This is a genomic window from Staphylococcus sp. HGB0015 (assembly GCF_000411275.1).
In the GTDB taxonomy this organism is placed as follows: Bacteria; Bacillota; Bacilli; order Staphylococcales; family Staphylococcaceae; genus Staphylococcus; species Staphylococcus schleiferi.
This window is the reverse complement of record NZ_KE150417.1, coordinates 172,936-197,679: the sequence shown is the minus strand read 5'-3', so window position 1 is coordinate 197,679 and position 24,744 is coordinate 172,936. Positions and strand designations below refer to the sequence as shown.

24 protein-coding genes are annotated in these 24,744 nt (G+C 36.7%); 8 read left to right on the top strand and 16 right to left on the bottom strand.

What is annotated here, in order from left to right; translation table 11 throughout:
* Nucleotides 1–688: 688 nt before the first annotated feature.
* The 6 genes from HMPREF1208_RS00945 to norA form a co-directional block, all read right to left on the bottom strand.
* Nucleotides 689–2,590: a PTS fructose transporter subunit IIABC gene (locus HMPREF1208_RS00945; RefSeq protein ID WP_016424457.1), complete on the bottom strand. Its 1,902-nt coding sequence runs from the start codon at nt 2,588–2,590 to the stop codon at nt 689–691.
* Between the two features lies 1 nt (nt 2,591).
* Nucleotides 2,592–3,515 (bottom strand): 1-phosphofructokinase, encoded by a 924-nt coding sequence (gene pfkB, locus HMPREF1208_RS00940; RefSeq protein ID WP_016424456.1) that lies wholly within the window; start codon nt 3,513–3,515, stop codon nt 2,592–2,594.
* Nucleotides 3,512–4,267 (bottom strand): DeoR/GlpR family DNA-binding transcription regulator, encoded by a 756-nt coding sequence (locus HMPREF1208_RS00935; RefSeq protein ID WP_016424455.1) that lies wholly within the window; start codon nt 4,265–4,267, stop codon nt 3,512–3,514. The genes pfkB and HMPREF1208_RS00935 overlap by 4 nt, the downstream gene beginning before the upstream one ends.
* A 152-nt stretch (nt 4,268–4,419) precedes the next feature.
* The gene (ybaK, locus tag HMPREF1208_RS00930) at nt 4,420–4,899 is read right to left on the bottom strand and encodes a Cys-tRNA(Pro) deacylase (RefSeq protein ID WP_016424454.1); all 480 of its coding nucleotides are present in this window, start codon (nt 4,897–4,899) and stop codon (nt 4,420–4,422) included.
* Nucleotides 4,900–4,922: 23 nt separating this feature from the next.
* On the bottom strand, nt 4,923–7,247 hold the full coding sequence (locus tag HMPREF1208_RS00925; protein WP_016424453.1) for a CDP-glycerol glycerophosphotransferase family protein: 2,325 nt from the start codon (nt 7,245–7,247) through the stop codon (nt 4,923–4,925).
* Between the two features lie 254 nt (nt 7,248–7,501).
* Nucleotides 7,502–8,665 (bottom strand): multidrug efflux MFS transporter NorA, encoded by a 1,164-nt coding sequence (norA, locus tag HMPREF1208_RS00920; RefSeq protein WP_016424452.1) that lies wholly within the window; start codon nt 8,663–8,665, stop codon nt 7,502–7,504.
* A 404-nt stretch (nt 8,666–9,069) separates the two neighbouring features.
* Between norA and HMPREF1208_RS00915 the strand changes: the two genes are divergently transcribed.
* Genes HMPREF1208_RS00915 through HMPREF1208_RS00905 form a run of 3 tightly spaced genes read left to right on the top strand, consistent with a single transcriptional unit; the run spans nt 9,070 to nt 10,705 of the window.
* Nucleotides 9,070–9,687 (top strand): DUF1361 domain-containing protein, encoded by a 618-nt coding sequence (locus HMPREF1208_RS00915; RefSeq protein ID WP_016424451.1) that lies wholly within the window; start codon nt 9,070–9,072, stop codon nt 9,685–9,687.
* Nucleotides 9,684–9,956, top strand: coding sequence for a hypothetical protein (locus HMPREF1208_RS00910; RefSeq protein ID WP_016424450.1), 273 nt, complete (start codon nt 9,684–9,686; stop codon nt 9,954–9,956). The genes HMPREF1208_RS00915 and HMPREF1208_RS00910 overlap by 4 nt, the downstream gene beginning before the upstream one ends.
* A 35-nt stretch (nt 9,957–9,991) precedes the next feature.
* Nucleotides 9,992–10,705 carry a CPBP family intramembrane glutamic endopeptidase gene (locus tag HMPREF1208_RS00905; protein ID WP_016424449.1) on the top strand — a complete coding sequence of 238 codons (714 nt, stop codon included), beginning with the start codon at nt 9,992–9,994 and terminating at the stop codon, nt 10,703–10,705.
* 558 nt (nt 10,706–11,263) lie between these two features.
* Here the strand turns inward: HMPREF1208_RS00905 and mdh are convergent.
* The 4 genes from mdh to HMPREF1208_RS00885 all read right to left on the bottom strand — a co-directional run bounded on the left by mdh (nt 11,264) and on the right by HMPREF1208_RS00885 (nt 14,804).
* Nucleotides 11,264–12,223, bottom strand: a complete 960-nt coding sequence (gene mdh, locus HMPREF1208_RS00900; RefSeq protein WP_187364092.1) for a malate dehydrogenase — start codon at nt 12,221–12,223, stop codon at nt 11,264–11,266.
* 291 nt (nt 12,224–12,514) lie between these two features.
* The gene (locus tag HMPREF1208_RS00895; protein ID WP_016424447.1) at nt 12,515–12,796 is read right to left on the bottom strand and encodes a hypothetical protein; all 282 of its coding nucleotides are present in this window, start codon (nt 12,794–12,796) and stop codon (nt 12,515–12,517) included.
* A gap of 80 nt (nt 12,797–12,876) precedes the next feature.
* Nucleotides 12,877–13,785, bottom strand: a complete 909-nt coding sequence (locus HMPREF1208_RS00890) for an aldo/keto reductase (RefSeq protein WP_016424446.1) — start codon at nt 13,783–13,785, stop codon at nt 12,877–12,879.
* Nucleotides 13,786–13,811: 26 nt separating this feature from the next.
* Complete coding sequence (locus HMPREF1208_RS00885) at nt 13,812–14,804, bottom strand: CobW family GTP-binding protein (RefSeq protein ID WP_016424445.1); 993 nt, start codon at nt 14,802–14,804, stop codon at nt 13,812–13,814.
* 225 nt (nt 14,805–15,029) lie between these two features.
* Between HMPREF1208_RS00885 and HMPREF1208_RS00880 the strand changes: the two genes are divergently transcribed.
* Entirely contained in the window at nt 15,030–15,467 is a 438-nt protein-coding gene (locus HMPREF1208_RS00880; protein WP_016424444.1) for a MarR family winged helix-turn-helix transcriptional regulator, read from the top strand.
* Nucleotides 15,468–15,781: 314 nt separating this feature from the next.
* Here the strand turns inward: HMPREF1208_RS00880 and cydC are convergent, their stop codons facing one another.
* Both cydC and HMPREF1208_RS00870 read right to left on the bottom strand, forming a co-directional pair.
* A complete protein-coding gene (cydC, locus tag HMPREF1208_RS00875) occupies nt 15,782–17,470 on the bottom strand; it encodes a thiol reductant ABC exporter subunit CydC (protein ID WP_016424443.1) in 1,689 nt (562 codons plus the stop codon).
* Nucleotides 17,471–19,105: an ABC transporter ATP-binding protein/permease gene (locus HMPREF1208_RS00870; RefSeq protein WP_016424442.1), complete on the bottom strand. Its 1,635-nt coding sequence runs from the start codon at nt 19,103–19,105 to the stop codon at nt 17,471–17,473. It lies immediately after the preceding gene.
* A 366-nt stretch (nt 19,106–19,471) separates the two neighbouring features.
* Between HMPREF1208_RS00870 and HMPREF1208_RS00865 the strand changes: the two genes are divergently transcribed.
* From HMPREF1208_RS00865 to HMPREF1208_RS00850, 4 genes are all read left to right on the top strand, one after another.
* Nucleotides 19,472–20,323 carry an undecaprenyl-diphosphate phosphatase gene (locus tag HMPREF1208_RS00865; protein ID WP_016424441.1) on the top strand — a complete coding sequence of 284 codons (852 nt, stop codon included), beginning with the start codon at nt 19,472–19,474 and terminating at the stop codon, nt 20,321–20,323.
* Between the two features lie 190 nt (nt 20,324–20,513).
* The gene (locus HMPREF1208_RS00860) at nt 20,514–21,230 is read left to right on the top strand and encodes a hypothetical protein (protein ID WP_016424440.1); all 717 of its coding nucleotides are present in this window, start codon (nt 20,514–20,516) and stop codon (nt 21,228–21,230) included.
* Nucleotides 21,231–21,233: 3 nt separating this feature from the next.
* On the top strand, nt 21,234–21,683 hold the full coding sequence (locus tag HMPREF1208_RS00855) for a YaiI/YqxD family protein (protein WP_016424439.1): 450 nt from the start codon (nt 21,234–21,236) through the stop codon (nt 21,681–21,683).
* Nucleotides 21,684–21,851: 168 nt separating this feature from the next.
* Nucleotides 21,852–22,418, top strand: a complete 567-nt coding sequence (locus tag HMPREF1208_RS00850) for a TIGR00730 family Rossman fold protein (protein WP_037559190.1) — start codon at nt 21,852–21,854, stop codon at nt 22,416–22,418.
* A 122-nt stretch (nt 22,419–22,540) separates the two neighbouring features.
* On the opposite strand, the gene HMPREF1208_RS00845 is transcribed toward HMPREF1208_RS00850, so the two are convergent.
* From HMPREF1208_RS00845 to HMPREF1208_RS00830, 4 genes are all read right to left on the bottom strand, one after another.
* On the bottom strand, nt 22,541–23,116 hold the full coding sequence (locus tag HMPREF1208_RS00845; RefSeq protein WP_016424437.1) for a GNAT family N-acetyltransferase: 576 nt from the start codon (nt 23,114–23,116) through the stop codon (nt 22,541–22,543).
* Between the two features lie 86 nt (nt 23,117–23,202).
* Entirely contained in the window at nt 23,203–23,502 is a 300-nt protein-coding gene (locus HMPREF1208_RS00840) for a hypothetical protein (protein ID WP_016424436.1), read from the bottom strand.
* A 128-nt stretch (nt 23,503–23,630) separates the two neighbouring features.
* Complete coding sequence (locus HMPREF1208_RS00835) at nt 23,631–24,011, bottom strand: SA0632 family lipoprotein (RefSeq protein ID WP_016424435.1); 381 nt, start codon at nt 24,009–24,011, stop codon at nt 23,631–23,633.
* A gap of 184 nt (nt 24,012–24,195) precedes the next feature.
* Nucleotides 24,196–24,651, bottom strand: coding sequence for a GNAT family N-acetyltransferase (locus HMPREF1208_RS00830; RefSeq protein ID WP_016424434.1), 456 nt, complete (start codon nt 24,649–24,651; stop codon nt 24,196–24,198).
* Nucleotides 24,652–24,744 lie beyond the last annotated feature (93 nt).

Sequence of the window (24,744 nt, the reverse complement as noted above, 5' to 3'; positions counted from 1 at the left end):
GCTCAATAGAAAGCGATGATGATAAGTGTATATGACCTAAGTGACACAACAGCGTGTTCATGCCTAAATCCTTCCCATTGAGCTACCTCCAGACATAAAAATATTAATTTTATCATACCATAACTTTTAGTGAAATAATACTATGAAACTATCGTACTTTAGTAGGATTTCCAATATAACACGCACATCTTTTTCACTCAGCCATTCTTAGTTCATCACATTATTTAAAAGCAATCTGTTTCTGTATAAAACAGAGCGTTCGGGACATAAAATATTGGATTAATTTGTCTTCATGAACTCGCTTGCTTAGGGGCTGAAGTCACATGTGCAACAAAGATTTCGTTGTATTGCCTATGCAAAGCTGACTAGACTAAGCAAAAGCGACTTGTTCTTAACTATAATAGTGAATAATTATATGCATAAACGAAGTATGGATGACGAGACTCCTGAGGGAACAGGACGGGCCGAAGACTACAGGCTGAGGCTGTCCCCTCGGAAAGCGAAGTCATACAATACGAAGTTTTTATCATAAAAAGAAGCGTTAAGACGATTTTCTATTAAAACCATCTTAACGCTATTTAATTTAGTATTGATGACCGAAACGCTTTAAATCTATCACTTTACTTTCCATTCTTATCGGCTTTTGTAAATGATCTCATCACCTTACTATTAATAATCATCTTATTTTTTAAATAGTAGGTTTTGTTGGAGCCTTTTTCAACAATCCATAAATGACCGCACTTACAATAGCACCAATCAAAATGGCAACAATTGTTAAAAATGCATGACTTGGATCAGTCTCGATAATAACGACCAATCCACCATGTGGCGCGTTAATAGATGCACCAAACAATAGGGCAAGTCCACCCGCTACGCCTGAACCAATCATCATGGAAGGAATGACACGCAATGGGTCAGCTGCAGCAAACGGAATTGCACCTTCAGTGATAAAGCTTGCACTCATTACAAAATTCGGGATAATAGAACCACGTTGCTCTTTTGTAAATTTTGAGCGGAAAATTAACATTGCAAGCGCGATTGCGATAGGTGGCACCATACCGCCGATCATTGCTGCAGAAATTGGTGCTGTATTACCCGCTGTTAATGCAGCAGTACTAAATACATATGCGGCTTTATTGAAAGGTCCGCCCATATCGATGGCCATCATCGCACCGATAACAACACCAAGCAATACGATATTACTGCCTGATAAATGATCTAATCCATTGACTAAGCCGTTATTTAACCATGCGGCCGGCGTATTGAAAACATAAATCATCAATATCCCTGTCAAGAATACAGAAAATATTGGATAAATCAATGTTGGTTTTAAACCTTCTAACATTTGAGGTAAGTTTCTTGTTAATTTTTTAATCCCTTCAGTGATGTAACCAGCTAAGAAACCAGCTATAATACCACCTAAAAATCCTGAACCACCTGAAATAGCGAGCATCCCACCAACAAGACCTGCGGCAAAACCAGGTTTATCAGCAATGCTTCGTGCAATATAACCTGCTAAAATAGGAATAATTAATGCAAATGCACTTTTGTTCCCAATCTGCCATAACGTTGCTGCAAAAGCGTTGTAATGACTACTATTCGGGTCAAATGCATCTGGATGAATCATAAACACAATCGCCATTAAAATACCACCTGCTATAACGAGTGGTAACATGTTAGAAACACCGTTCATCAAGTGTTTGTAGATTGTTTTACCGACACCTAATTTTTCATTACTTTCTTCAGTTTGCTGTCCAGAGGCAGCTACAAAAGGTTTTCTTGATGTATCTAAAGCACTGTTGATTAAAGCTTCTGGGCGCTTGATACCATCAGCAACAGGTACTTGAACAACATTTTTTCCATCAAAACGGTTTGTTTCAACATGCACATCCGCTGCCACAATAATCCCGTTAGCGCGTTCAATATCCTCTGAAGTCAATTTGTTTTTGATTCCACCTGCACCATTTGTTTCTACTTTAATATTAACGCCCATTTCTTCAGCTTGTTTTTTCAATGCATCCCTTGCCATAAAAGTGTGCGCAATACCTGTTGGGCAAGCAGTAACCGCCAATACATAAGGTTGATCTTGATCGACAATAGGTTGTGCGTCTTCAGCACTGTCTTCATCTGTTGCTTCATCATCTGCACGATTAATAATTGCTAATACATCTTCCTGCGTCTCTGCATTTAAAAGTGCTTCTCTCACTTTTTCGTCCATCAAAATACCTGAGAGTTTCGCTAATGCATCTAAGTGTGTTTGTGCCCCTGAAGCAGGTGCCGCAATCATAAAGAAGAGATGTGCGGGTTGCATATCTAAACTGTCATAGTCAATCCCTGCTTTTGACTTACCAAATGCAATCGCAGGTTGTTTTACAGCTGCTACTTTTGCATGTGGAATTGCAATCCCTTCACCAATTCCTGTTGAACTTTGTTGTTCCCGTGCGTGGATGGCTTTTTTGAAATCTTCTAGATGGCTTAATTTTCCTGCTTGATTTAATTGCTGTGCAAGTTCATCGATTGCTGTATCTTTTGTTGTCGCAGAAAGATCCATAGCAATCGTTTCTTTAGTGAGTAACTCTGTAATTCTCATGTTACCCCTCCTCGTATAATGGTTGGATTGTCACTCGTGCTCTCAGTTCTTGGATTTTGTCATATTCTGCTAGATCATGATTAAACGCCGTTGCAGAGCCCGAAGCAATCGCGAGTTTCAATGCTTCTGGAACTGTTAATTTTTGAGTTAATCCTGCAACCATGCCTGCCACTGTACTATCACCTGAACCGACTGTATTAATCACTTGACCTTGTGGTGCTTGAATCCGATAGGCTTCCTTCTCATCAACATAAATCGCGCCTGCACCACCTAGAGACACGATAACGGCCTGTGCACCTTTTGTAACTAATTGACGTGCATACTTAAGTACTTCTTGATCAGTCTTAATTGCGACATTAAACATCTGCTCTAGTTCATGTTGATTCGGCTTAATAAAGCGTGGGCGATAAGGTAATATCCCTTCAATTAATGATTTTTCAGCATCTACAACCAATTGTGCTCCTGTTTGTTGCGTGATTTTTGCAATGTCGGAATAAATACTTCCAGTCAAACAGTTCGGTACACTTCCGGCAACAATAATTACATCGTCTGCAGTTGTTTTACGAAGTTGTTCAAATAACGCTTCGACTTGTGCATCAGTAATATGCGGACCGGCAGCATTAATTTCCGTCTCGTCACCACTTTTTAACTTAATGTTAATACGTGTATCTTCATTGACGTGGGTAAATGCAGTTTGAATACCCGCTGTTTTTAATGTGTCTTCGATAAATTGCCCAGGAAATCCACCTACAAAACCGAGAGCCGTGGATGGCGTATCTAATGTTTGTAAGACACGGGAAACGTTAATCCCTTTACCTCCTGCAAATTTAGCAGTGTCTGTCGTACGGTTCAGTCCGCCCGTTTCAAAATTATCTACAAACATGACATAATCGATGGATGGATTAAACGTCACTGTGTAAATCATAATTGCCCTCCTAAAATTTCAAAATGTGAATCATATTGTGCATAACCATTGATACTTTTCACTTTTTCTGAAGTGATGATAATGGGTCGCTCTTGTGTATGAATCGTCGCTAAAAATTGTTCATTGAATTTGGAAGTATCTGCGAGTACATAAGCTTGTTGCGCCTGTGACACGGCCGTTTCTTTAACAATCGCTTCTCGTTCATCAGGTGTTGTAAAGCCTGCCTCAATATCAATCCCGTTCACACCAAGAAACACCTTGTTAAAGCGATAATGCTTTAGAAAATCAACAGCTCGACCGCCTACAACAGCCAACGTATTTCCTTTCACATCTCCGCCAATCAATTTAGTTGGGATACCTTGTTTGAGTAGGCCTTCAACATGAGATAAACCATTTGTCACAACGGTAATCTCTTTCGCACTCAGATAAGGAATCATCTCTAACGTCGTCGAGCCAGCGTCGAGATATATGCAATCTCCCTCATTAACGAGTTGGGCCGCCTTTTTAGCAATGGCCACTTTTTCTTCAATATGCTGTGTTCTTTTTTCGTAAAGTTCTGGCTCTTTAGGATTATTAATTAATTTTGCGCCACCATGCACACGTGTTAACTTGCCCTCTTCTTGTAGCCGAGATAAATCCCTTCGAATCGTCGAGGCACTTGACTCTGTATATTCGACGAGATGTTGTAATGACAAAAAGTTATGTTGTGCTAATGCGTCGAGTATCATTTCATGTCTTTTCTCAGTTAACATCTTCCCACCTCAATTCGCCTTCATTATAGTGTATCCGTTTTCAAAAATCAATCGTTTTCAATCAAAACTAACCAATAACAACCATATAATAAATAAAAAAGACACATTTTAGTCATTTTTCAATCAAAAACAACCAAAATGTGTCATTTCACTTACTGGATTACATCAACTGTCTGTGCTTGACTCATTCGAATTAAGTCTTCTGGTGCAATTCCCATTTGTACACCTCTTTGACCTGCACTCACAAATACAGTTTCACAAGCTAAAACTGCCGTATGAATCGTCGTTGGAAAATGTGTCTTCATCCCTATAGGTGAACATCCACCGCGGATATAACCTGTTACTTTCTTCAAATCATCTAAAGGCATAAGATGCAACTTTTTCTCATTGACGGCAGCCGCTGCTGCTTTCATATCTAAGTGTGCATTAACTGGAATAACGAACACAAAATGGGCATGGTCATCATTTTCAAGTACGAGTATTTTATATACCGTATCTGTCTCTGCTTGAATTAAAGCAGCAACTTCATGCCCTTCAATATGTGCATCACTCACAGGAAAAGTACGTATCTCATATTCTACTTTCGCTTGATCTAACATGCGCATCGCATTTGTTTTCTTTTGCTTTGCCATGATATCCCTTCTTTCAAGTCTTACTATTGTTCTAAGATAAACTGTGCCACTTTATTATCGCTCTCGATTTGATCATAGGTCATAAGTTCGTTTGTCATTTTTTGATGATCGACATGTTTATTTTGTAAAATCATGTGCTGAATTTGTTCGATGTTTTGACCTACTTTTTGAATGTTTGTAAATTGCTCAATATCAAAGTAAAAACCGATATCTTGTTGATAACGCGTCGTATCTTCCTCAAGGATAAGTATAGGTCGATCTAAGTGTGCATAATCAAAAATTGCTGACGAATAATCTGTTATTAAGACATCTGAAATTAAATACAACTCTTGAATATCAACCAATTCATTGAAGAAACAATGAATTCTTGGATGTAATCGATCATACACTTCACGTAAATGCCCCTCGTTCGGATGCAGTTTAACAATCATTTCATACTGATCAGGCAGCCCTTCTATCAATGACACAATATCAAGTGTCGAGACGGATTGACGTGTATCTTTTCGCCATGTAGGACAAAATAAAATATATCGCTTCTCTTCATTCTTAGTAAACATATACTTTTCTTGGATTGTTGATCTTCTCTCCACATCGTCTTGATAGCGCATCAAATCACTATTTCTCGGTGCGCCTTCACGCAATATTTTTAAATTTGGATGCGTCTTTAATTGGAAGGCAGATTGAATGTATTGTTCATAACGTGGTGAAGATGAAAGCAAAACATCCCATTTTTTCATACGCGGGGCAAATTGCAGCGCTTGCTTTTGACGTTCTTGCTCATCCATTAAGTCATTCACCATCCGTTTTAACGGAAAACCATGCCATGTTTGAACAACACATTGCTGTGGATGTTTCACTAATCGATCCCATAAATTCCCATTAATTATAACGTAGGCACTTTTCTCAAAAGCACGCATATATGAACGTGTACCAAATCGTATCGGTGTCATGCCGAAAGCTCTAATCTCCAATTCAACTAACGGATCTGCAGCACTTACGTAAATTTCTAATTCTGGATCTAATCTTTTAAGTGCACAGGCAATGTATTTAGGATCCCCTGAAAAGTTTTTGCCATGAAAAGATTCAACAAAGACGTGTTTTTTAGAGACTTGACGTTGATGAATTTGGCGTTGTTTCACACGTCCTTCGACTTTAAAAATAGCTTGGCGAACTTTATTATAAACGCGAGAACCTTTACGTAGCGGTCCTTTAGATGAGGACTCTAAATTTTGTTTTGTCTGGATTGCAAATCTTTTCGCCATTTCCTGAGCAAATTGATATCTCGCTTTTATTTTTGGGGGCTGAATCTCAGCTTGGTTCACTTGATGCTGTTGTGCGATTTCCATCGTTTTAGCAATGAGCGCATTTGTATCATTAATACGGATAAATTGTTGTTTTAAAACCTCAATATCTTCTTGTCTCTCTTCATCCGTGTACTGCGCACTATAAGCTTGCATCAACGTATCGGCGTCTGATTTTAAATCTTTTTGAAGCCAGTGCACAGCATGAAAAGGTGTGTAAATAGCTCTCAACACCTGATTATCTCCAGGATAAAGGCATACACGATGCCCTTGTGCGATGGCTTCTAGTATAGAATAGCCCAATGTTTCATAGGGCGAAGATGAAAAATAAATATAAGATTCTGGTTCTGCTTCATTGATATGAACATTGCTTTCTAAACGATAATAGCGTACTAAATTCTCATAAAGTTCAAGTGAAGGCCCATAGCCTTGAAGATACAAATGAATCTGTGATTGGTGACGTTCGTGTATGAAATAACGCATCATTTTTAATGCATAAGAAATATCTTTAATTTCGTCTTCAAAACGTGCTTTAATTAATAAATTATAAGTCGTAGCTGTAGGGGCTTTCGCTATTTTTAGATGACTTGTATTGACATACATCGGAAACACGTACGGATAATCATAGCGTTGTTCGAATGCTCGTGCAATGGCTTCTGTACTTACACGTACTGCATCGACCGCTTCTAACGCCAAGTCCATATGCGGTGAAATATAAGCTAACGGACTGTGAATTTCACCGAGTATCACTGTTTCAGGTGAAAGCTGCTTCACTTCGCGTGCAAATTTAAAAAAGTCTTCTCGTGTGATGATCAATAAATCTGCGTGCGCAATAGAATTTGCACCAAGAAACGATTGGAATTTCACATTTTTTAGTTGCCCACCTTCTTCTGCTATCAGTGACTTTAATCGTTGTTTTCTCACACCCATATAGTTGACGTAAGTCACTTGATGACCTGCTTGGCACAACGACTGAATCAAATTTAAATTACTTCTTGTTGTGCCTCCTTTTTGAAAAATATGATAACCCAATATTTTAATATGCATATCGAATTCGCTCCTAATTTTACTTTTCAATTTCTCCTATTATATCACGAATGCTTTGCCTTTTCGGCTGAAAACATTAGCCTGCACTTTCTCACTTTCCACTATCATTTTATGTATTCAAGAATAAAACCTCGCTCATAGAATTAAGATGGGTGGCTTATTTTACAGCCATTCAACCCATATTTCTATCAACGAGGTGTCATTTCATCATTCACCCACATGGGCGCATGTTTTGATTTTAAGCAAAGCAATCATTACTTGCTTTTTTGATATTTCGCTCTAAACTGGTTTTCAATGACAATGACGACGCAACCTAATATCATAAAAGCGATGGACATTAATAACGGATATTCAATATCGATATCGTAAAGCGTTCCTGCAATTAATGGTCCAATAAAGTTCCCCATACTTGTAAATGTCGAATTCAGTCCTCCTGCAAATCCTTGACGATGTCCTGCTATATTTGAAAAATAATTGGTAAGGGCTGGGCGAATTAAATCAAAGCCAATAAAGACAACAAAACATAATAACATGACATGCCAATACGTATGTGCATAAATCATTAATACTAAAATAATCATTGAATAGATCAAAGCATAAGCAATAAATTTCAATTCACTAAAATAACGCATCATTTTATCAAACAAGAACACTTGGAAGATGGCTCCCAAGATGCCCCCACCTGTAATGGCAATTGAAATATCTACCGGTTTGAAATTAATTTTATCTGCTGTATATAGCGGGAATAACGTTTCAAATGCAGATAAACCAAATGCAAGGATTAACGTCAGTATGGCGGGCGTAATAAATACTTTATAATTAATTTTTCCTAGTTCGGCGTTATCAAACTGATGAAAACCTTGTGTCGTTTGTTTTTTTGGAGAGTGGACGTAGATGACCGTTCCGACAAAAGCTAATGCACCAAGTGCCCCGGCCACAACAAACGGCATACGATGTGAGATTTCGGCAAAGAAACCGCCGGCGCCGGGACCGAGAATGTAGCCTGCTGATATAATCGCTGACATATATCCAAAGTTACGCGCTTTATCTTTTGAGGGTGATAAATCTGCAATCAAACCGGTCACACCTGGCATAACCATTCCTGCACTCAAACCACCTAATACGCGAGAAAGGATTAAATATGAAAATGTATGGCTCGCTGCAAATAAAAATTCAGAAACACTAAACAGCACAAGCCCAATACAAATAATTAATTTTTTACCTAAACGGTCAGCTAATGCACCTCCGAAAGGTGAAATAATCATTTGTGCAAGCGCAAAAACAGCAACAAGTATTCCGAGATCAGAACCAGTTAACCCTAAATCCTTTAAATAGATAGGAAGTACTGGAATTACGAGACCAATTCCTAGAAATACTAGAAAAATATTTAAGTATAAAATAATAAACTGTTTATTCATACACTTCCCTCCCTCAATGCATTCAAAATATTAAAACATTATATAACAACGACTTAACAAAATAAAGAACAAAAACTCAAATCAAACCATTTAAAATATCTATTTAAAATAAAATTTGAGCGTTTATTTTTGTCTTTACAAAATAGATAGTCCACTTTACAAAACTTCTCATCTCATCGGCTTATAATTGAAGGCGCTCTATTTAATCACGATACACAATATGCCCTTATAACATCAGGCTTTAGGCTACTCCTAATTTCTTCCATACCCTTCATTTACCCTATTTCAATGAGTAACAAATTTAATTATATGTATATTTTTTTGTTCTGATCTTATAAAATATTTGAATCCTTTTTCATAACAAGTTATCCTTATTTGCGCATCACATAGAAGGAGGCTTGATAATGAAAGCACGTTATATTACACGTTTATTTTATATTGTCTTATTCATCATCTCACTTTTTTCACCTACACAATATAAATTTATAGCACTGAATATTACACTTGCCTACATTCCTTTAGAGCTTGTATTTTTGCTTAAACTCTTTCTTCCAAAACGCTGGTTTGAATGGCCATTATTTTTAGTGTTTTTAACAGTGTTTATTTTAATGTTACCTAATACCTTTTATATGGTGACAGATTTGATACATCTTAATCATTTTGGCTTTGATTTTCTATCAGGTCTTAATCTCATAGAGTGGACCAATTTTGCTTTATTGACAGCTTCCGTCATGTTTGCGGCATACTGTTATGTATTAATCGCATTAGAACTTTATCATATGATAACATCGAAGTGGTTTAGGGTTTTAGTCCTGCTTGGCATGATGATTTTAAATGGCGTCGGTATTTATGTAGGTCGTTTTTTACGCTTCCATAGTGTACACGTCATTAACCATCCATTTTCTGTCATATGGTCAACGTTAAAAGCCATTGATACCCCTGCCATGATTTTCATTTCGTTAATCGTTGGCTTACAAGCACTCTTATTAATATTTGTGAAAGGGGTGCGTAGTCAATCATGAATATGCTCTTTATTTTTGTCATTGCCATCGTATTGATACAAGCAATCATTGCTATACTCTATTCTCAAATGAATTGGCCATGGTATGTATGTCTTATTGTCTTTTCATTTCCGTTCGGTATCGCGTTGTTTTTAATACAGTTATTCTATTACGAACGTTTTCATAAAGATTGGGATGTCGCATTTAAAACAAAATTATTACTAAAGTATAGTTATATTTTGACGTTTTTAGAGTTTGTTGCATTGTATTTAATCATTTTTGTGGTTTAATAGTATCATCATAGTTCATATATGGAGGTCATCTTATGCGCGCATCTTCAAATCATCCTGTTGCCTGGCGAGACCTATGGGCATTTGTGATTTATATTTTAGTTCAAGTCATCTTAGCAAATTTGTTTCACTTATTGTTAGTTCCATTGCATATTTTCCCAGTAGGTTTATTATTTATCTTTATCGGGGTTATCACTGCATTAACGGTGATTGGATATTTAATTTGGTCCCATCGACATCATTGGAAAGAAAAAATAATCCATGCTTTTAAAGCGTCTCGAAAGTATGTTGGTACAATGATTGGTGCTTATTTCCTTTATATTTTTGCCAATGGGCTCATAACGTACCTTTTTAAATTTTTACCAGAACAATGGAAATTTAAGGAAACAGGTAATCAAGAGAGCTTGATGATTTTTTTCAATGACCCTAAATGGTTACCGCTTGCGTTTTTAAGCATTGTTATTTTATCTCCTATTACGGAAGAGTTACTATTTCGACATGTGTTAATTGGGGAACTCGGAAAAAAATTTGGATATGTAATAATGGGAATCATTTCCGCTGTCGTTTTTGCACTTTTACATATGCAAGCGGCACAATCTCCATTTGAAATTTTCCCATATCTATTATTAGGAATTTTATTTGTCTATACTTACATCAAAAGTGGATGCAATATTGCAGTTTCAATTATGATGCACATGTTTAACAACTTTATGGCGTTTATCATTATGGTGATTCAGCTTCACGCATAGTGTAATCGATACGAGCCTGAGACAAAATTGTCTCAATAATCGATGAAATCCGAGGTTTTCGTAAAAAACGAAAAATCTCGTATGTTTTCCTTTTATCATCAGTTTAGCCGCACTAGATGCGACTAATTTCCTTAGGCACCTCATTAATTTAGTTTTTGTTGTGATGAATTAAATTATACGAAAGTGCCTTATTTTTTTTAAGTATAATGGTGAATGATTACATATATAAGCGAAGTATTTATAGCGAGACTCCTGAGGGAACAGGACGAGCCGAAGACTACAGGCTGAGGCTGTCCCCTCGGAAAGCGATCCTATATAATACGAAGCATGATAATAAAAAGGAAGCTCGAAGACGATTTTTATCAAAATCATCTTCGAGCTATTTATTTTGGTATTTATGTCCCAGGCTCCTTTGTTATAAAATCACAGTGTCATTCAATATTTTGTTTTTCACATAAAAGATGACTCAATTTTTAAAAATGTCTATACAAATTTAAAAATCGAGTCATCTTCTAAAATGGCACTAGCCCAAACTTAATCTATTTTTTATACGTCGATTTAATGTGATTGTGATGACGTTGTTTTTAATGAGGCTTTAACGGATTCAACCGCTTCAACCGAATGTGCTAATTGTTGCTGTTCGTCTTCATTCAGTTCTAATTCGATAATGCGTTCTACACCATTCGCACCTAAGATGGCAGGTACACCAATATAAATATCATTTAATTGATATTCCCCTTGGCAGTATGCAATTGTTGGAAGTACCCGCTTCTGATCTTCTAAAATAGCAAGAACCATTTCATATACTGCTGCAGCAGGTGCATAATATGCAGAGCCGTTGCCTAATAGTTTTACAATTTCTGCGCCACCTTTTCTTGTTCTTTCAACAATAGCGTCTATTTGTTCTTGTGGCATAAGTTCAGTTAATAACACGCCGTTCACTTGGCTGTGACGAATTAAAGGGACCATAGTATCTCCATGTCCACCTAAAACAAGCCCTGTCACATCTTTCACTGCGACGTTGAGCGCTTCAGCTACAAAAGTATTAAATCTCGCTGTATCTAAAACGCCTGATTGACCCATCACTCTTTCACTAGGAAAGCCGGACGTGCGATAAACGGTGTAAGTCATCGCATCAACAGGATTAGTTAATACGATAATTGTACAGTTTGGCGAATATTTAACTACTTTTTGAGTGACCTCGACCATAATTTCTTCATTCGTTTGAACTAAATCGTCTCGACTCATCCCCGGTTGTCTTGGCAAGCCAGCTGTAATTACAACAACATCAGAATCTTTAGTTTCTGCATAGTCCACAGTTGCATGCACATGTACATTAAACCCTAAAATTGCACCGCTTTGTTGCATATCTAAGGCTTTCCCTTTCATCACCGATTCATTTTTTTCTCGGTCTACAAGTAAGACATCTGCATGACCATGCATCGCAATAATAAATGCTAATGTTGCCCCTGTATGACCTGATCCAATGATAGAAACTTTTTTACGTTTCATGTTCACTACCCCCTTGTATATCATCGTCTTTATTATAACACCCTCGAGTTGCTTTTTTTCATTTTTAGAGTAAAATCATTTGCATCTTTTTTTATCTTCCATTCACAAATCGATAGACACAAAAAACGCCTCCCTATCATAAAGTCCAAATGCGATACTTCGTTTGACGCAAAAGCGATTCGATACTTATCAAATTCTCGTTACTTTAGGTCATAAACATTGCGTCCTTATCAAAAAAACAGCACTTTTACATCAGTCTTTTTCAATAAGCTGATGATAAAAGTGCCATTCTTTACATTAGTGATATTTGAAAAACATATATAAGTATAACGAAAATGCGCCAATCATTAACACGGTCATCATTAATAAATACAATGCTGTACGACCGTATTTAAATAAGAATGCGATGAACATCGCGATGACGTTATAAACCATAAAAATACCAAAAACTGTCACTAACCAAACCGTATCAGGTGAAAAGATAAATAAAAATGCAACGATGAGTGCAAAAATAATATAAGGTATAGCGATGACGTTGCGTTTAAAACGACTACGTTTAATTTTTTCTTCTTCTGTCATAAGACTGCCCCTAACTTCAATTCATAATAATCCGATTTTACAATGTTTTTAAATATGATGCACCGACAAGTTGTGACAAATTATGGAATATCATAACCTTGTGCCGCAGTAAATATATCAAACCATTCTTGGTCATATAATTCAATATCAAGCCCTTGGATTACACGATCAAGTCGCTCTAACTGTTGCGTCCCTATAATCGGCATAATCTGAGCAGGATGCTTTTTAAACCAAGCCGAAACAACGGCTTCAACAGTTGTGTGATGTGCTTGTGCAATCCGTTTAAGTTCCTTCATAACACGTTGTCCTTTTTGATCGTCATTTTGAAATAGTGCACCACCAGCAAAAGGGCTCCAAGCCATTAATTTGACGTTTTCGCGTTGCATATCATCAATCGTGCCATCTTGAAAAGCGATCAATTGATGTGGAGAAATTTCAATTTGATTCACTGCAATATGAAATTTATCGTCTTTCAAACATCGATTAAGCAATTCATATTGTGCGCGTTTAAAATTAGATACACCAAACGAACGAATTTTACCTTCATCGACCAAATCTTTCACAGCATCTGTAATTTCACAAGGCTGCATCAGTGGTGAAGGTCGGTGAATGAGTAAACTATCTAAGTAATCAACTTGAAGTTCTTTTAAAGACCGCTCTACTGCACGCTTAATATGTATTTTACTAAGATCATATCGATGTGCGGTTTGATGAGGGTGAATCGTGTTTGGCTGGACAATCCCACACTTTGTCACAATCTGCAGTTGATCTCTAAGCGCAGGAGATAACGCAAGCGCCTTGCCGAACATCCCTTCTACAGTATAATGGCCATAAATATCTGCATGGTCCATGGTTGTGACACCTCGCTCAACCAATTCATGAATAAAGCGATTCATTTCTTGTGGTGTCATTCCCCACTGATCTGCACGATAAAATCCTTGAATAATTCTTGAATAGTGTACATGTTGATTAATTGCAATCTTCTCCATAAATAACACCTCTTGATTGATCCATATTAGCTAAATTGTAGCACATCCAAATTATTTCTGAGTCTGGCTTCATCTAATTGCTCCCCAATCAAAACGACTGATGATGGAAAATCTACATCTCCAACACTTTCAATCGTAGGCAAACCTTGAGCATATTGAATTAAATACATTTCATTCGGACTTTCTCGAAGTCTAACGTAACCTTTTAAGCGTAACACATTTTCAGGTAATTTTAGGATAAACTGCACCAACTGCGCTTGTGAAATTGCTGAACTAAAAGTATATTTTAGACTTGTATAATGCGCATGATGATGGTCGTGATGATGATTACCATCATGGTGATGTTCATGATTATGGTGCGCATGATGTCCGTGACGATGTGCATGCTCAGGTAACGTATACTCAGCGCCTGTGTTTTCAATGACAGTTTGTTGCACTTGTCCATGGTCTGAAATTAACACACGACTTTTGGGAGCAATGGTTTCAATCGCTTCTACAATTTCCTTTAAGTCGCTGTCATTTGTTAATAAATCAACCTTATTAATAACAATCGTTTGACTCGCCCGAACTTGGTCTTCTAATAAATCAAGCGTTTGTTTCGAATAGTTTTGTCGAGATAAAAATCTTGAACTATCTACAATACAAATCGCTTCTGGATTTTCGAAGGCTTGCGCAATAAGTGGGTCTTGGCAAGCTATCAAAACATCAATCGGATTTGCAATCCCTGTCGCTTCAATAATAATATGATCAACATTGTTTTCTTGTTGACTCAGTTGATATAAAACTGCAATTAAATCATGTTGTAAATCACAGCAAATGCAGCCTTGCAATATGGATTGTTTGACGTTGTAATCCTTTAAAATTCGACTATCCACATCAAAATCTCCAAATTCATTTACAATGAGTGCGACTTTCTCATCTTTTTTTAATATTTGCGTCATATAATGATTTAAGAATGTGGTTTTGCCACTTCCTAAAAACCCATTAACGATTGTAAGACGCGTTTTATTTTTAAGCATAAATTTAATCCTTTCTCTTAATAAATCTACAAATCTGTTATAATATATGTGTATGTCTGACTTTTAACTTGATAAAGTACGCTTTATCTTCTAAAATTACCGCATGCTATATTTTAAGGATAGCATAGATTTAAGTGAGAACGGCTTAAATCCACTCGATTATGGACGGGTTCCCATTCGTGATAGAGAGAGAAAACGAATAGAATGTCTGGAGGAGAACTAATTATGTCTGACCATTTAAACTTGAAAGAGCAAGTATGTTTTAGTTTGTATAACGCACAAAGACAAGTTAATCGTTATTATTCAAACAAAATTTTCAAAAAATACAATCTCACGTATCCACAATTTTTAGTATTAGAAATTTTATGGGACCATTCTCCTGTTAATGTAAAGAAAGTTGTAACAGACTTAGCGCTTGATACGGGTACAGTATCACCATTATTAAAGCGTATGGAACAAATTAATCTCATTAAAAGAGAACGTTCTGAAATTGACCAACGTGAAGTGTTTGTACATTTAACTGAAAAAAGCAAAGATATGCAACCAGAGCTCGCAAATGCATCACAACTTGTTACTGAAGCTTCATCATTAACAACTGATGAGGTTAAGGAGCTCAATCGATTACTTGAAAAAGTAATTACTGCATTTGAAGAAAAGAAATAATAATTAACAGTTCTTGAAGTGTGTTCTATTTAATGGGTGATAAAATCAGTTATTCTAAGTTTCAAATATGACAGTGTATTGCTATAGATAGACTTTGATTTTTGGGGACCGAATCAATATTTACGAAATCATATCAAAAAAATGAGGTATTTGATATTGACCACCTTGGTTTATCTATACATACTTTATCAACGACTGAAAGCGCGTTGAATGCATAAACGACTTTGCATTCACGCACTTTTTTTATTTTGCCTTTTTCTACTCTACATTGCACATCTCATCTATCATTAGGCTATCGCTTCAACACATATGGTTTATAGTTCAATGGGGTGATGAACATATTGCGTCAAAAATGATTCTGGGGACATATCTCCTACCACTTTTCCTTCTTGCATAACAATCACACGATCAAAACCTTTTAAATATTCCATATCATGTGTCGCGACAATCAACGTTTGCGCTTGTTGATGAAGCTGTTGCATGACCAATTTTGAATTTTCGATATCTAACGCAGTGGTTGGCTCATCAACGATCCAAACTGGTTGTCGACGAAGCAGCATACGTGCAATAGCTAATCGTTGAAATTCTCCACCAGAAAGCGCCGTTTTCGTCATCGTAATCGGTCGTTCTAATGGAATATGCGCTAACTGCAATTGATCTAACACTTTACGACATTCTGTCTCTGACGCTTGGGTCAATAAATTATCATACACTGTACCATCGAAAAAGTGCGGTTGTTGTAACAAGGTATTGATTTGCGCATGAAAATGCGACGTATCGAGTTGGCCTATAGGCATCTGATTGATCGTTATTTGACCTTCTGTTGTCTCGTACAAGCCCATCAAAAGATATAATAGCGTTGATTTTCCTGCACCTGATTCTCCAACAATCGCCACATACTCACCTTGATGAATCGTTAAGTTCAAATGAGATAAAATGGGTCTTTGTTGATGTTCATAACGTAGTGACACATCTGTCAAATTGAACATTGGTTCGCCGTTCTCAATGTCTGCAATATTTAAATTTTGGTGCCCCTTTTCACTACCTTGTTCGCGCATCACTTCTGATAAACTTTGTTGCGCAAGTTCTGTCTCACTCTTATAATAAGCCACTTGACTCATTGGCACTGCTTGTTCAAGTAATGTCAGAATCATTAAAATAATACTTGTCGCATAAACAACGTCCACATATTGCTTTTCGACCATCACAATAATTAGGATGATACTGACCAAGAGTGCAACCATACTTATAATATTTCTCACATACGCATACTTTAAATGTCCGAGTTGTGAATGATGTTCTGCTGAATTAAAGTGGGTTTCGCTTTTGGAAAGCTTAGTCTCATATTTTTCAGAACTATTGAAGCGTCGCAGTTCATTATGTCCTAAAATTCTGTCATGATACTCATGCATAAATTGTTGTTGAGATTGATTAACAGTCGTCTGAACTTGCTTAGCTTGTTGTGCTTGCAGCCAAGGCAAAACCAACAGCGTTAACACCATCGTGAATAGGATTAATACCGCATGTGTCCATGAAAAATAAAATAGGACCCCCGCTGTTAATAAAGTCGTTATTCCTATCACAATAGGCGGATAATAGACACGTAAATACACATTTTGCAAAGATTCCACTTGTGTCACCATACGACCTAATAAGTCACTTGAACGAAATTTACGAAATACATCCGGTACGATTGGAATTAAAGCGCGGTAGAGTTGTACACGTACATCTCGCAACATCGTAAATGTGGCCCGATGAGAACGTAGTCTCTCATAATAACGTGTAATTGCACGAGTAAAACCGAATAATTTCACTGTAACAATGAGTCCCATTAATGCAAAGAGAGGCGCACCTAGCGCACTTTGTGTAATCATATAGCCACTTAAGAAAAACATGCCTAAAGCAACCGCACTCCCTACAACACCTATAAAGATGGCCATTAATATATCTTTGTTCCATTTAATATTAATGGTTCGGTTTAATTTTTGATTGTATTGATTCATTTAAACATCACCATCCTGTTGATCCGCTTTGAAATCAATTTGAATTTGGGTATCATCAGAGCGTACCTTTCCGTCTTGTAAATAAATTCGACGGTTCGCATGTGCTATCGTTTGTTGTCTGTGTGCAATCGTCAAACGCGTCGTCTCATTAAAATAGGCATCCAACGTTTGTTGAATCAACTGTTCAGTTGCGCGGTCTAATCCAGCAACAGGCTCATCTAAAACAACAAAGTCTGGCTGCATTAACAAAAGACGTGCCAATTCTATTCGACGCATTTCTCCTCCTGACATCATCTCACCACCCTCTCCAATCAGGGTATCAATGCCGTCATGTAAAGCATTGATTTTATCCCACAAGTTGACCGCTTGCAGAATAGTCATTATTTTTTCACGCGGAACTGTGTTAAATACACTTACGTTTTCAGCAATCGTTGCATTAAAAATATATGGATTTTGCGATAAATAACCGATCTTAAGGTGGGCGTTTTGATAGGAAACATATCCTTTTTGTGGCGCCAATTCTCCAAGTAAGATTTGAATCAATGTTGATTTTCCAGCACCACTAGGGCCTACAAGCGCAATTTTGTCCCCTTTATTAATATCAAATTGAATATCACTCAGAACCTCATTCGCCATACCTTCATAACGAAATGACAGCTCTCGAACTTGGATGAGAGAGGTCTGTGTGGTATCTATCACAGGTAACTTTTGTCTCGGCAATTTATTATCGAGCGCCTCATGAATAATATCACTTGCGCCTTCACTCTCTTTTCCGGTATGAAATGCTTGTCCCAAATCTTTAATCGCATTATAAAATTCAGGTGCCATAATTAACGCAATAGCTGCTGTGTAGAAATGAATAGATTTAAAGACAATCAAACTTAACCCTACTTCTAAAGCGACCAGTCCAATGCCTAGCATACTGATAAATTCAAGCATCAATCCTGAAAGAAAAGCACTTCTTAAAATGACCATCGTCTTGTCACGGAATTGTGTACTCTCTTGTGAAACAGTCTCCACCGCTTGTTCTGAACGATTAAATAATTTTAAAGTGACTAATCCTTTAGTCAAGTTGAGAAAACGTTGACTGAAATGGTTTAAAAAAGTCATTTGGTCTTTGGCGTCATCTCGTGTTTTCAATCCAAACACAATGTAAAAGACTGGAATAAAAGGTGCAGTCACTAACATAATCAGTGCTGCAGGAATATGGATTTTAAACATGACAACAATAATGACAAATGGAATAAACGTAGATTTAAAAACTTGAGGTAGATAATTTCGATAGAACGGTAGCATATCGGATAGTGTCTCAGTAGCCATTGTTAATCTTTCACCAACGGCTTGTTGATTCACTTGTTTCAATAAACGGTGTCGAATCGTCGCCCGAACACGATGCGCAAGTTTTTCACCTAACCACGAATTCAAATAATCTAAGCTTGCTCTCATTAAAAGTGCCACTGCTAAAAGTGTCACTATCGGTAACCAGTGGGTGGATTTATTTGTAAGTAGACGGTCTAATATCACACCAATCGTAATATTTTGTGTCACGACTGTGATTGCTAAAGCTAAGCAGACAACCGCCATTAATAATGGATATAAGTAAAATTTCTTTGCCCATGAATGCAATTGTTTCATTTTTCGTGCCTCCATTTTGGATGCGTTATTTTTTCTATTTTACATTGTTTATAAGGCAGAAAGCTAAAAATTAAATTGGTATTTTCAATCGATTTTCATGATGTTCGTACGCTGAATCAATGCGCCTGAACTCGTTTCGAAGATGTGACAGATTTTCGAATATCATCAACCTTTTGATATCAAGACTTAATTATTTTTACTAAGATAGGATAACGTCCTCTTTTAGATATCTCTTCATGTTATCTAAGTTTGATTTCATACTTTGGTCCTAGAATATAGGTTAACTAAAGACATGTGAGGGGTTCTTGTGCTATCATATGCTATATTATATTAACAAATAAACAAAAATGAATAGAGGGTACTTGTATGTTATTTTTTGAATTGATCAAAGCAATCATTCTCGGTATTGTGGAAGGTCTCACAGAGTTTGCACCTGTTTCTTCCACTGGGCATATGATTCTCGTCGATGATATGTGGCTCAAGTCGACTGAATTTTTAGGCTCACAATCTGCTTTTACATTTAAGGTTGTCATACAGCTAGGTTCCATTTTTGCTGCAGCATGGGTATTCCGACATAAATATTTCGAAATGTTACATATTGGTAAGTATGCACCTGAACGTCAAGAAGGTCGACGTTCTAAGCCACGACGTTTGAAATTATCACATATTATTGTCGGTATGATTCCTGCTGGTATACTAGGATTTTTATTTGATGATTTAATTGAAAAGTATTTATTCAGTGTACCAACTGTTCTCATTGGCCTTTTCCTTGGCGCAATTTATATGATTTTAGCTGATAAGTATAGTCGCAACGTTCGAAATCCAAAAACTGTTGATGAGATTAACTATTTCCAAGCTTTTGTTATCGGACTTTCTCAAGCTATTGCGATGTGGCCGGGTTTCTCTCGTTCAGGATCAACAATTTCTACAGGGGTCTTGATGAAGTTAGACCACAAATCAGCCTCAGATTTCACTTTTATGATGGCTGTGCCTATTATGCTTGCGGCAAGTGGTTTATCCATCGTAAAGCATTATAATTATATTCAATTTGCGCATATCCCGTTTTACATTTTAGGCTTTTTAGCTGCATTTATCTTTGGTTTTATTTCAATTAAACTTTTCTTAAAATTGATTCAAAACGTGAAGTTACTACCTTTCGCTATTTATCGAATTGTGCTCGTCGTCGTTATCGCAGTCGTTTACTACGGTATCTTATAAAAAGGGGCACGCACAATCATCATCTCAGTGATGGGTCAAATTGAGGGCGTACTTTAATCTCTAGCAGTTGACTTAAAGATTAAAGGCGCCCTCTTTTACATACGCTTTTTCACCTCGACCTTTAAGCGTTTATTTCCAAGCGCGAAAGGGTAATAACACATAAGTATACTCACAAATGGAGGCAACGTTCATGAACAAAACGATCAAAACAATTATAAACATCTTACCTGTCTTTCTCGTCCCACTCATTGTTGAACGTAAAAAGTTCAAGTCTCATCCAGATGTACAAAAAGTGACGCAAACGACCGTGCATACCTCTCAAAAAGTAGCACATAAAGCAGGACATGCTGCTGGGTATGTTAAAGACTCTGTCGTCTCTGGTTCTAGCCATTTAAAAAATCGTGTTCAAACTAAAAAACAACGTCATGATTATAATAAAGCGATGAAAAAAGAAGCGGAAAAACAACGCTATATGCGCCCTGAAAATGTACGCGCGCGTGGTGAAGCGCTAGCGAAAGAAAATCGCAAAGAAATCGATAAACTTTCAAAGAAATTAGACAAACAAATTTCAAAACGCCATAAAGAAGAAGATAAAGCGTTAGCGCAACGTCAAAAAAACTTAGTTAAAAATATGGAAAAAATGCAAAAGTATGAAGAAAAAGTCGGTCATACACCTGGAAGCATAGATTTGAAAACAAAGCAGCGTGGCGATAAAATCGAGCAACAAAATAAAAAAGAAATCGAAAAAATGAATAAAAAATTAAAAAAACATCAAGAAGCACTGCGTAAAGAAGAAGAAAAGAATATAAAAGCACGTGAAAAAGCATTGAAAGCAAATATGAAATCCTTCCAAAAAGATGAACAGTTAAATGACACATCTCAAAATGCACGTAACAAGCAGGATTAATCAATGCGTATATTGATAGATGGTGATGCTTGTCCAGTCGTAGATTCGATTATTCGTTTGACGTCTGAGACAGGCATCTTTGTATATCTCTTTCGCACATACGACCATTTTTCTGTTCAATCATTTCCCGAACACGTTGAAGTGAAATATGTCGATGGAGGTCGAGATGCCGTTGACTTTATGATTCTTCAATATGCTCAACCCGGCGATATTGTTGTCACACAAGACTATGGTTTAGCGAGCTTACTTTTAAATAAAGTCAAATATGTTTTGCATCATACAGGACATTTATATACGGCTCAAAATATAGAACGTTTGCTCACACAACGTTATTATCATCAACAAGAACGTCGAAAATCAAAACGTTATCCCAAAGGGCCAAAAGCTTTTAATCAAGATCAACGTTTATCTTTTGAATCACAATTGTTAAAATTAATTGAGACACAACAGTAACAGATGACCTGATTTCATAATTTTTTATTTAAAATCAGTGATTAAAAAAGGTGACGCGATTGCGTAGACGCCTTTAATTCAAGTTTTACGTATTATGTGTCACCTAAACCGGGTCATTGGAAGATGATACTCAAATAGATTCATCAATATTAAGGAGGAGGCAATATGATTAAAAGAATTGCTGTTTTTTGTGGTGCAAGCAAAGGTCACGATGATACATATGTGAAAGAAGCATACGCTCTAGGAAAGTACCTCGCAGAACATCAAATTGAGTTAGTTTTTGGGGCAGGTTCTGTTGGTATCATGGGCGCCATACAAGAAGGTGTCTTAGATTATGGCGGACGCGTGATAGGTGTTATGCCTAAGTTTCTAGATGAACGAGAAATCACAAGCCAAAAAGTATCAGAATTAATCTTAGTAGATTCGATGCATGAGCGAAAACAAAAAATGTCTGATTTAGCTGATGCTTTTGTGATGGCTCCTGGCGGTGCAGGTTCTTTAGAAGAATTCTTTGAAATTTATAGTTGGGCACAAATTGGGTTACATCAAAAACCAATTGGTATTTATAATACGAAACAATTTTTTAATCCGCTTCAAAATTTAATTGAACATATGATTAAAGAAGGATTTATTGATGAAAAATATACGCATCTCGCACGCCTTTATGAAACGCCTGAAAGTTTATTAGAAGGCCTTAAAAATGCAAAACCTATCTCAACACGGACATATGATTAATCCCAATCATTCGAGATAGCGTGTTACGCCATATAAGGGAGTTGGTATAATAAAACCCTTGTTAGGGATTGATGCCACTCCCTTTTTTCATTTCACCATTTTTGGACATTTCTTCTATTTAATTACGACGACTTTTTATGCGCCTCTGCCACGTCATCATAAAGCGGTTTGTGGTATCTAACTTGTTGTTTTAAGACATGATGCGGGCTTAGCTCTCTTTTTTCAAATTCATCATAAAAAGACATTCCGATTTTCTCCATTACACGAATAGAAGGACGATTAATGCGTGCAGCGATGGCATATACCTCGGATACTCCTCGCTGTTTAATATAATTTAAAACCGCTTCCGCCCCTTCAGTGGCAATTCCGTTGTCCCACACTTCTGGTGATAAACGCCAACCAATTTCATAAAAAGGTAAATTATCAAATGGATAGTCGCTCGTTTTAGGTATGTAATTCACACCAATAAAACCAATCCACTCTTTTGTCGCTTTCAATTCAACCGCAAATAAACCGACTTCATTTTTAGAAAGATAAGTTTTCATCGCTTCAAAATCAAGTCTTGATTTTTCATAGCTTAACAGGCTCGGAAAATATTGTCTGACTTGGCGATTTGCATTTAATTGTTGCAAAGGTAGTAAATCTTCCTCTTGCCAATCTCTTAGCTTTAGTCGTGCTGTCTCTATATATACTGTCATTGATGATCCCCCCATTGTAACAGCTCATAAAAAATAGACTCTATAGCTACAATAGCCATAGAGCTGCAAAAGTGATGCCATATCCATTATGCCTTTGAAATGTAGCTAATCAGTTGGATTTTAACGGGTACTTCTTTTATGCGATTTGGATTTTGACCTTTACTTGTTGTAAATGTCGCATCAACAAAATCATTTTTATGGTTCAAACGATATGTTGCGACATACGTTTCCCAATCATGATCAAAATTTGGTTTTAATGCAATTACACGTTTCAACTCACCTGTTGCATCTATAATTGAATAACCTGTAATATTTTCAAGCTCACGTCCGAGTTCAATTAAAGACATGTCGCGACCTTCTAATAACTCAAATTCCTTTTCATACATGTGCAATCCCTCTTTTCTGTACGTTCATATATGTGTTTTTAATACCCTCTCCATTTTAACATCAAACGCTTGAGATGTAGTCAATGAGTGAAGGCTTTCCATTACGCGCCTTTATAATTTGCGTGTGGTTAATGTTGCTTGTCGTTTGAATCTGAAGTTGCTTGTTCTTTATGCACTTCATTCGTCTTTTTATGTGTAGACGCCTTTTCATTAGCGCTTGTTGGTTCTTTTGTATGATTGGCTTTTTGATGGTTTTTTTCTTTTTCTTGCGGTTTATCTTTTTTCTTTTCTGTATCCGTTGATTTACCTTCATCAATAGATTTTTCTACATTTTTAATTTGATGATCTAAATCATCACCTTGCTTTTTTAACTTCTCATTTTCTTGTTGGAGTGTTTTTTGCTCTTTTTCTAGCGATTGAATTTCATTTTGCAGTTTATCCTTTTCACTCTTCCCACAACCAGACAAAACAAATGTGAGTGTCACAAGTATAATTAGCCATTTTTTCATTTTCTTTCTCCCATATCAAAAAATACTTCTCTTTTATTCTATCATGGTTTTACACTTCTAGCATAACGAGGCTATGCGCATCGTGATAAAAAATCTGAATTCACTCTTAACTTCTTTAGCCTTTCCTTATTACAAAAATAGAGACTATCTTCGAAAACAGCTCGATTCGCACTTCCCTAACGTCTTAATGCTCAAGATTTTTAACCATCGTATACTTTTCGACTTGATAACCTAACTTTTGGTTCAATGCTATCATAGCTTCATTATTCTTATCCACTTTGCCAATCAACTGATGTGCCCCTCGTTTGATTGCCCACTGCTCAATTTCTTGTTTGAATTGCTCTGCATAGCCTTGTTTACGATAAGCAGGTGTTACATAAAGAGATTCAATCGTCACTGTTTGAGAAGTACCATCAAAATGCGCCCATCCATACGCTTGAACTCTATCGTCGTCTTCCCTCATCACACCTAGCCAGTCTTGTGTATAGCGCAACCGACGTTCAATCATTTCTTCGTATAATGCAATTTCCATCTGACTCACAGTCTTTTTATTGCTATGACGCTGTTCATACAACATTTGTACATGTATTGATGCCACTTGATGTATATAATGGTGATTTTCTGGTTTCAGTAAAAACATAAGGGATTCCTCTCTCTTAAGTATTGATTTATTTCTATAAAATCGTCATAATAGTGACAGTTTAATGTTGAACCGAATAAAGGGAGGTGCATG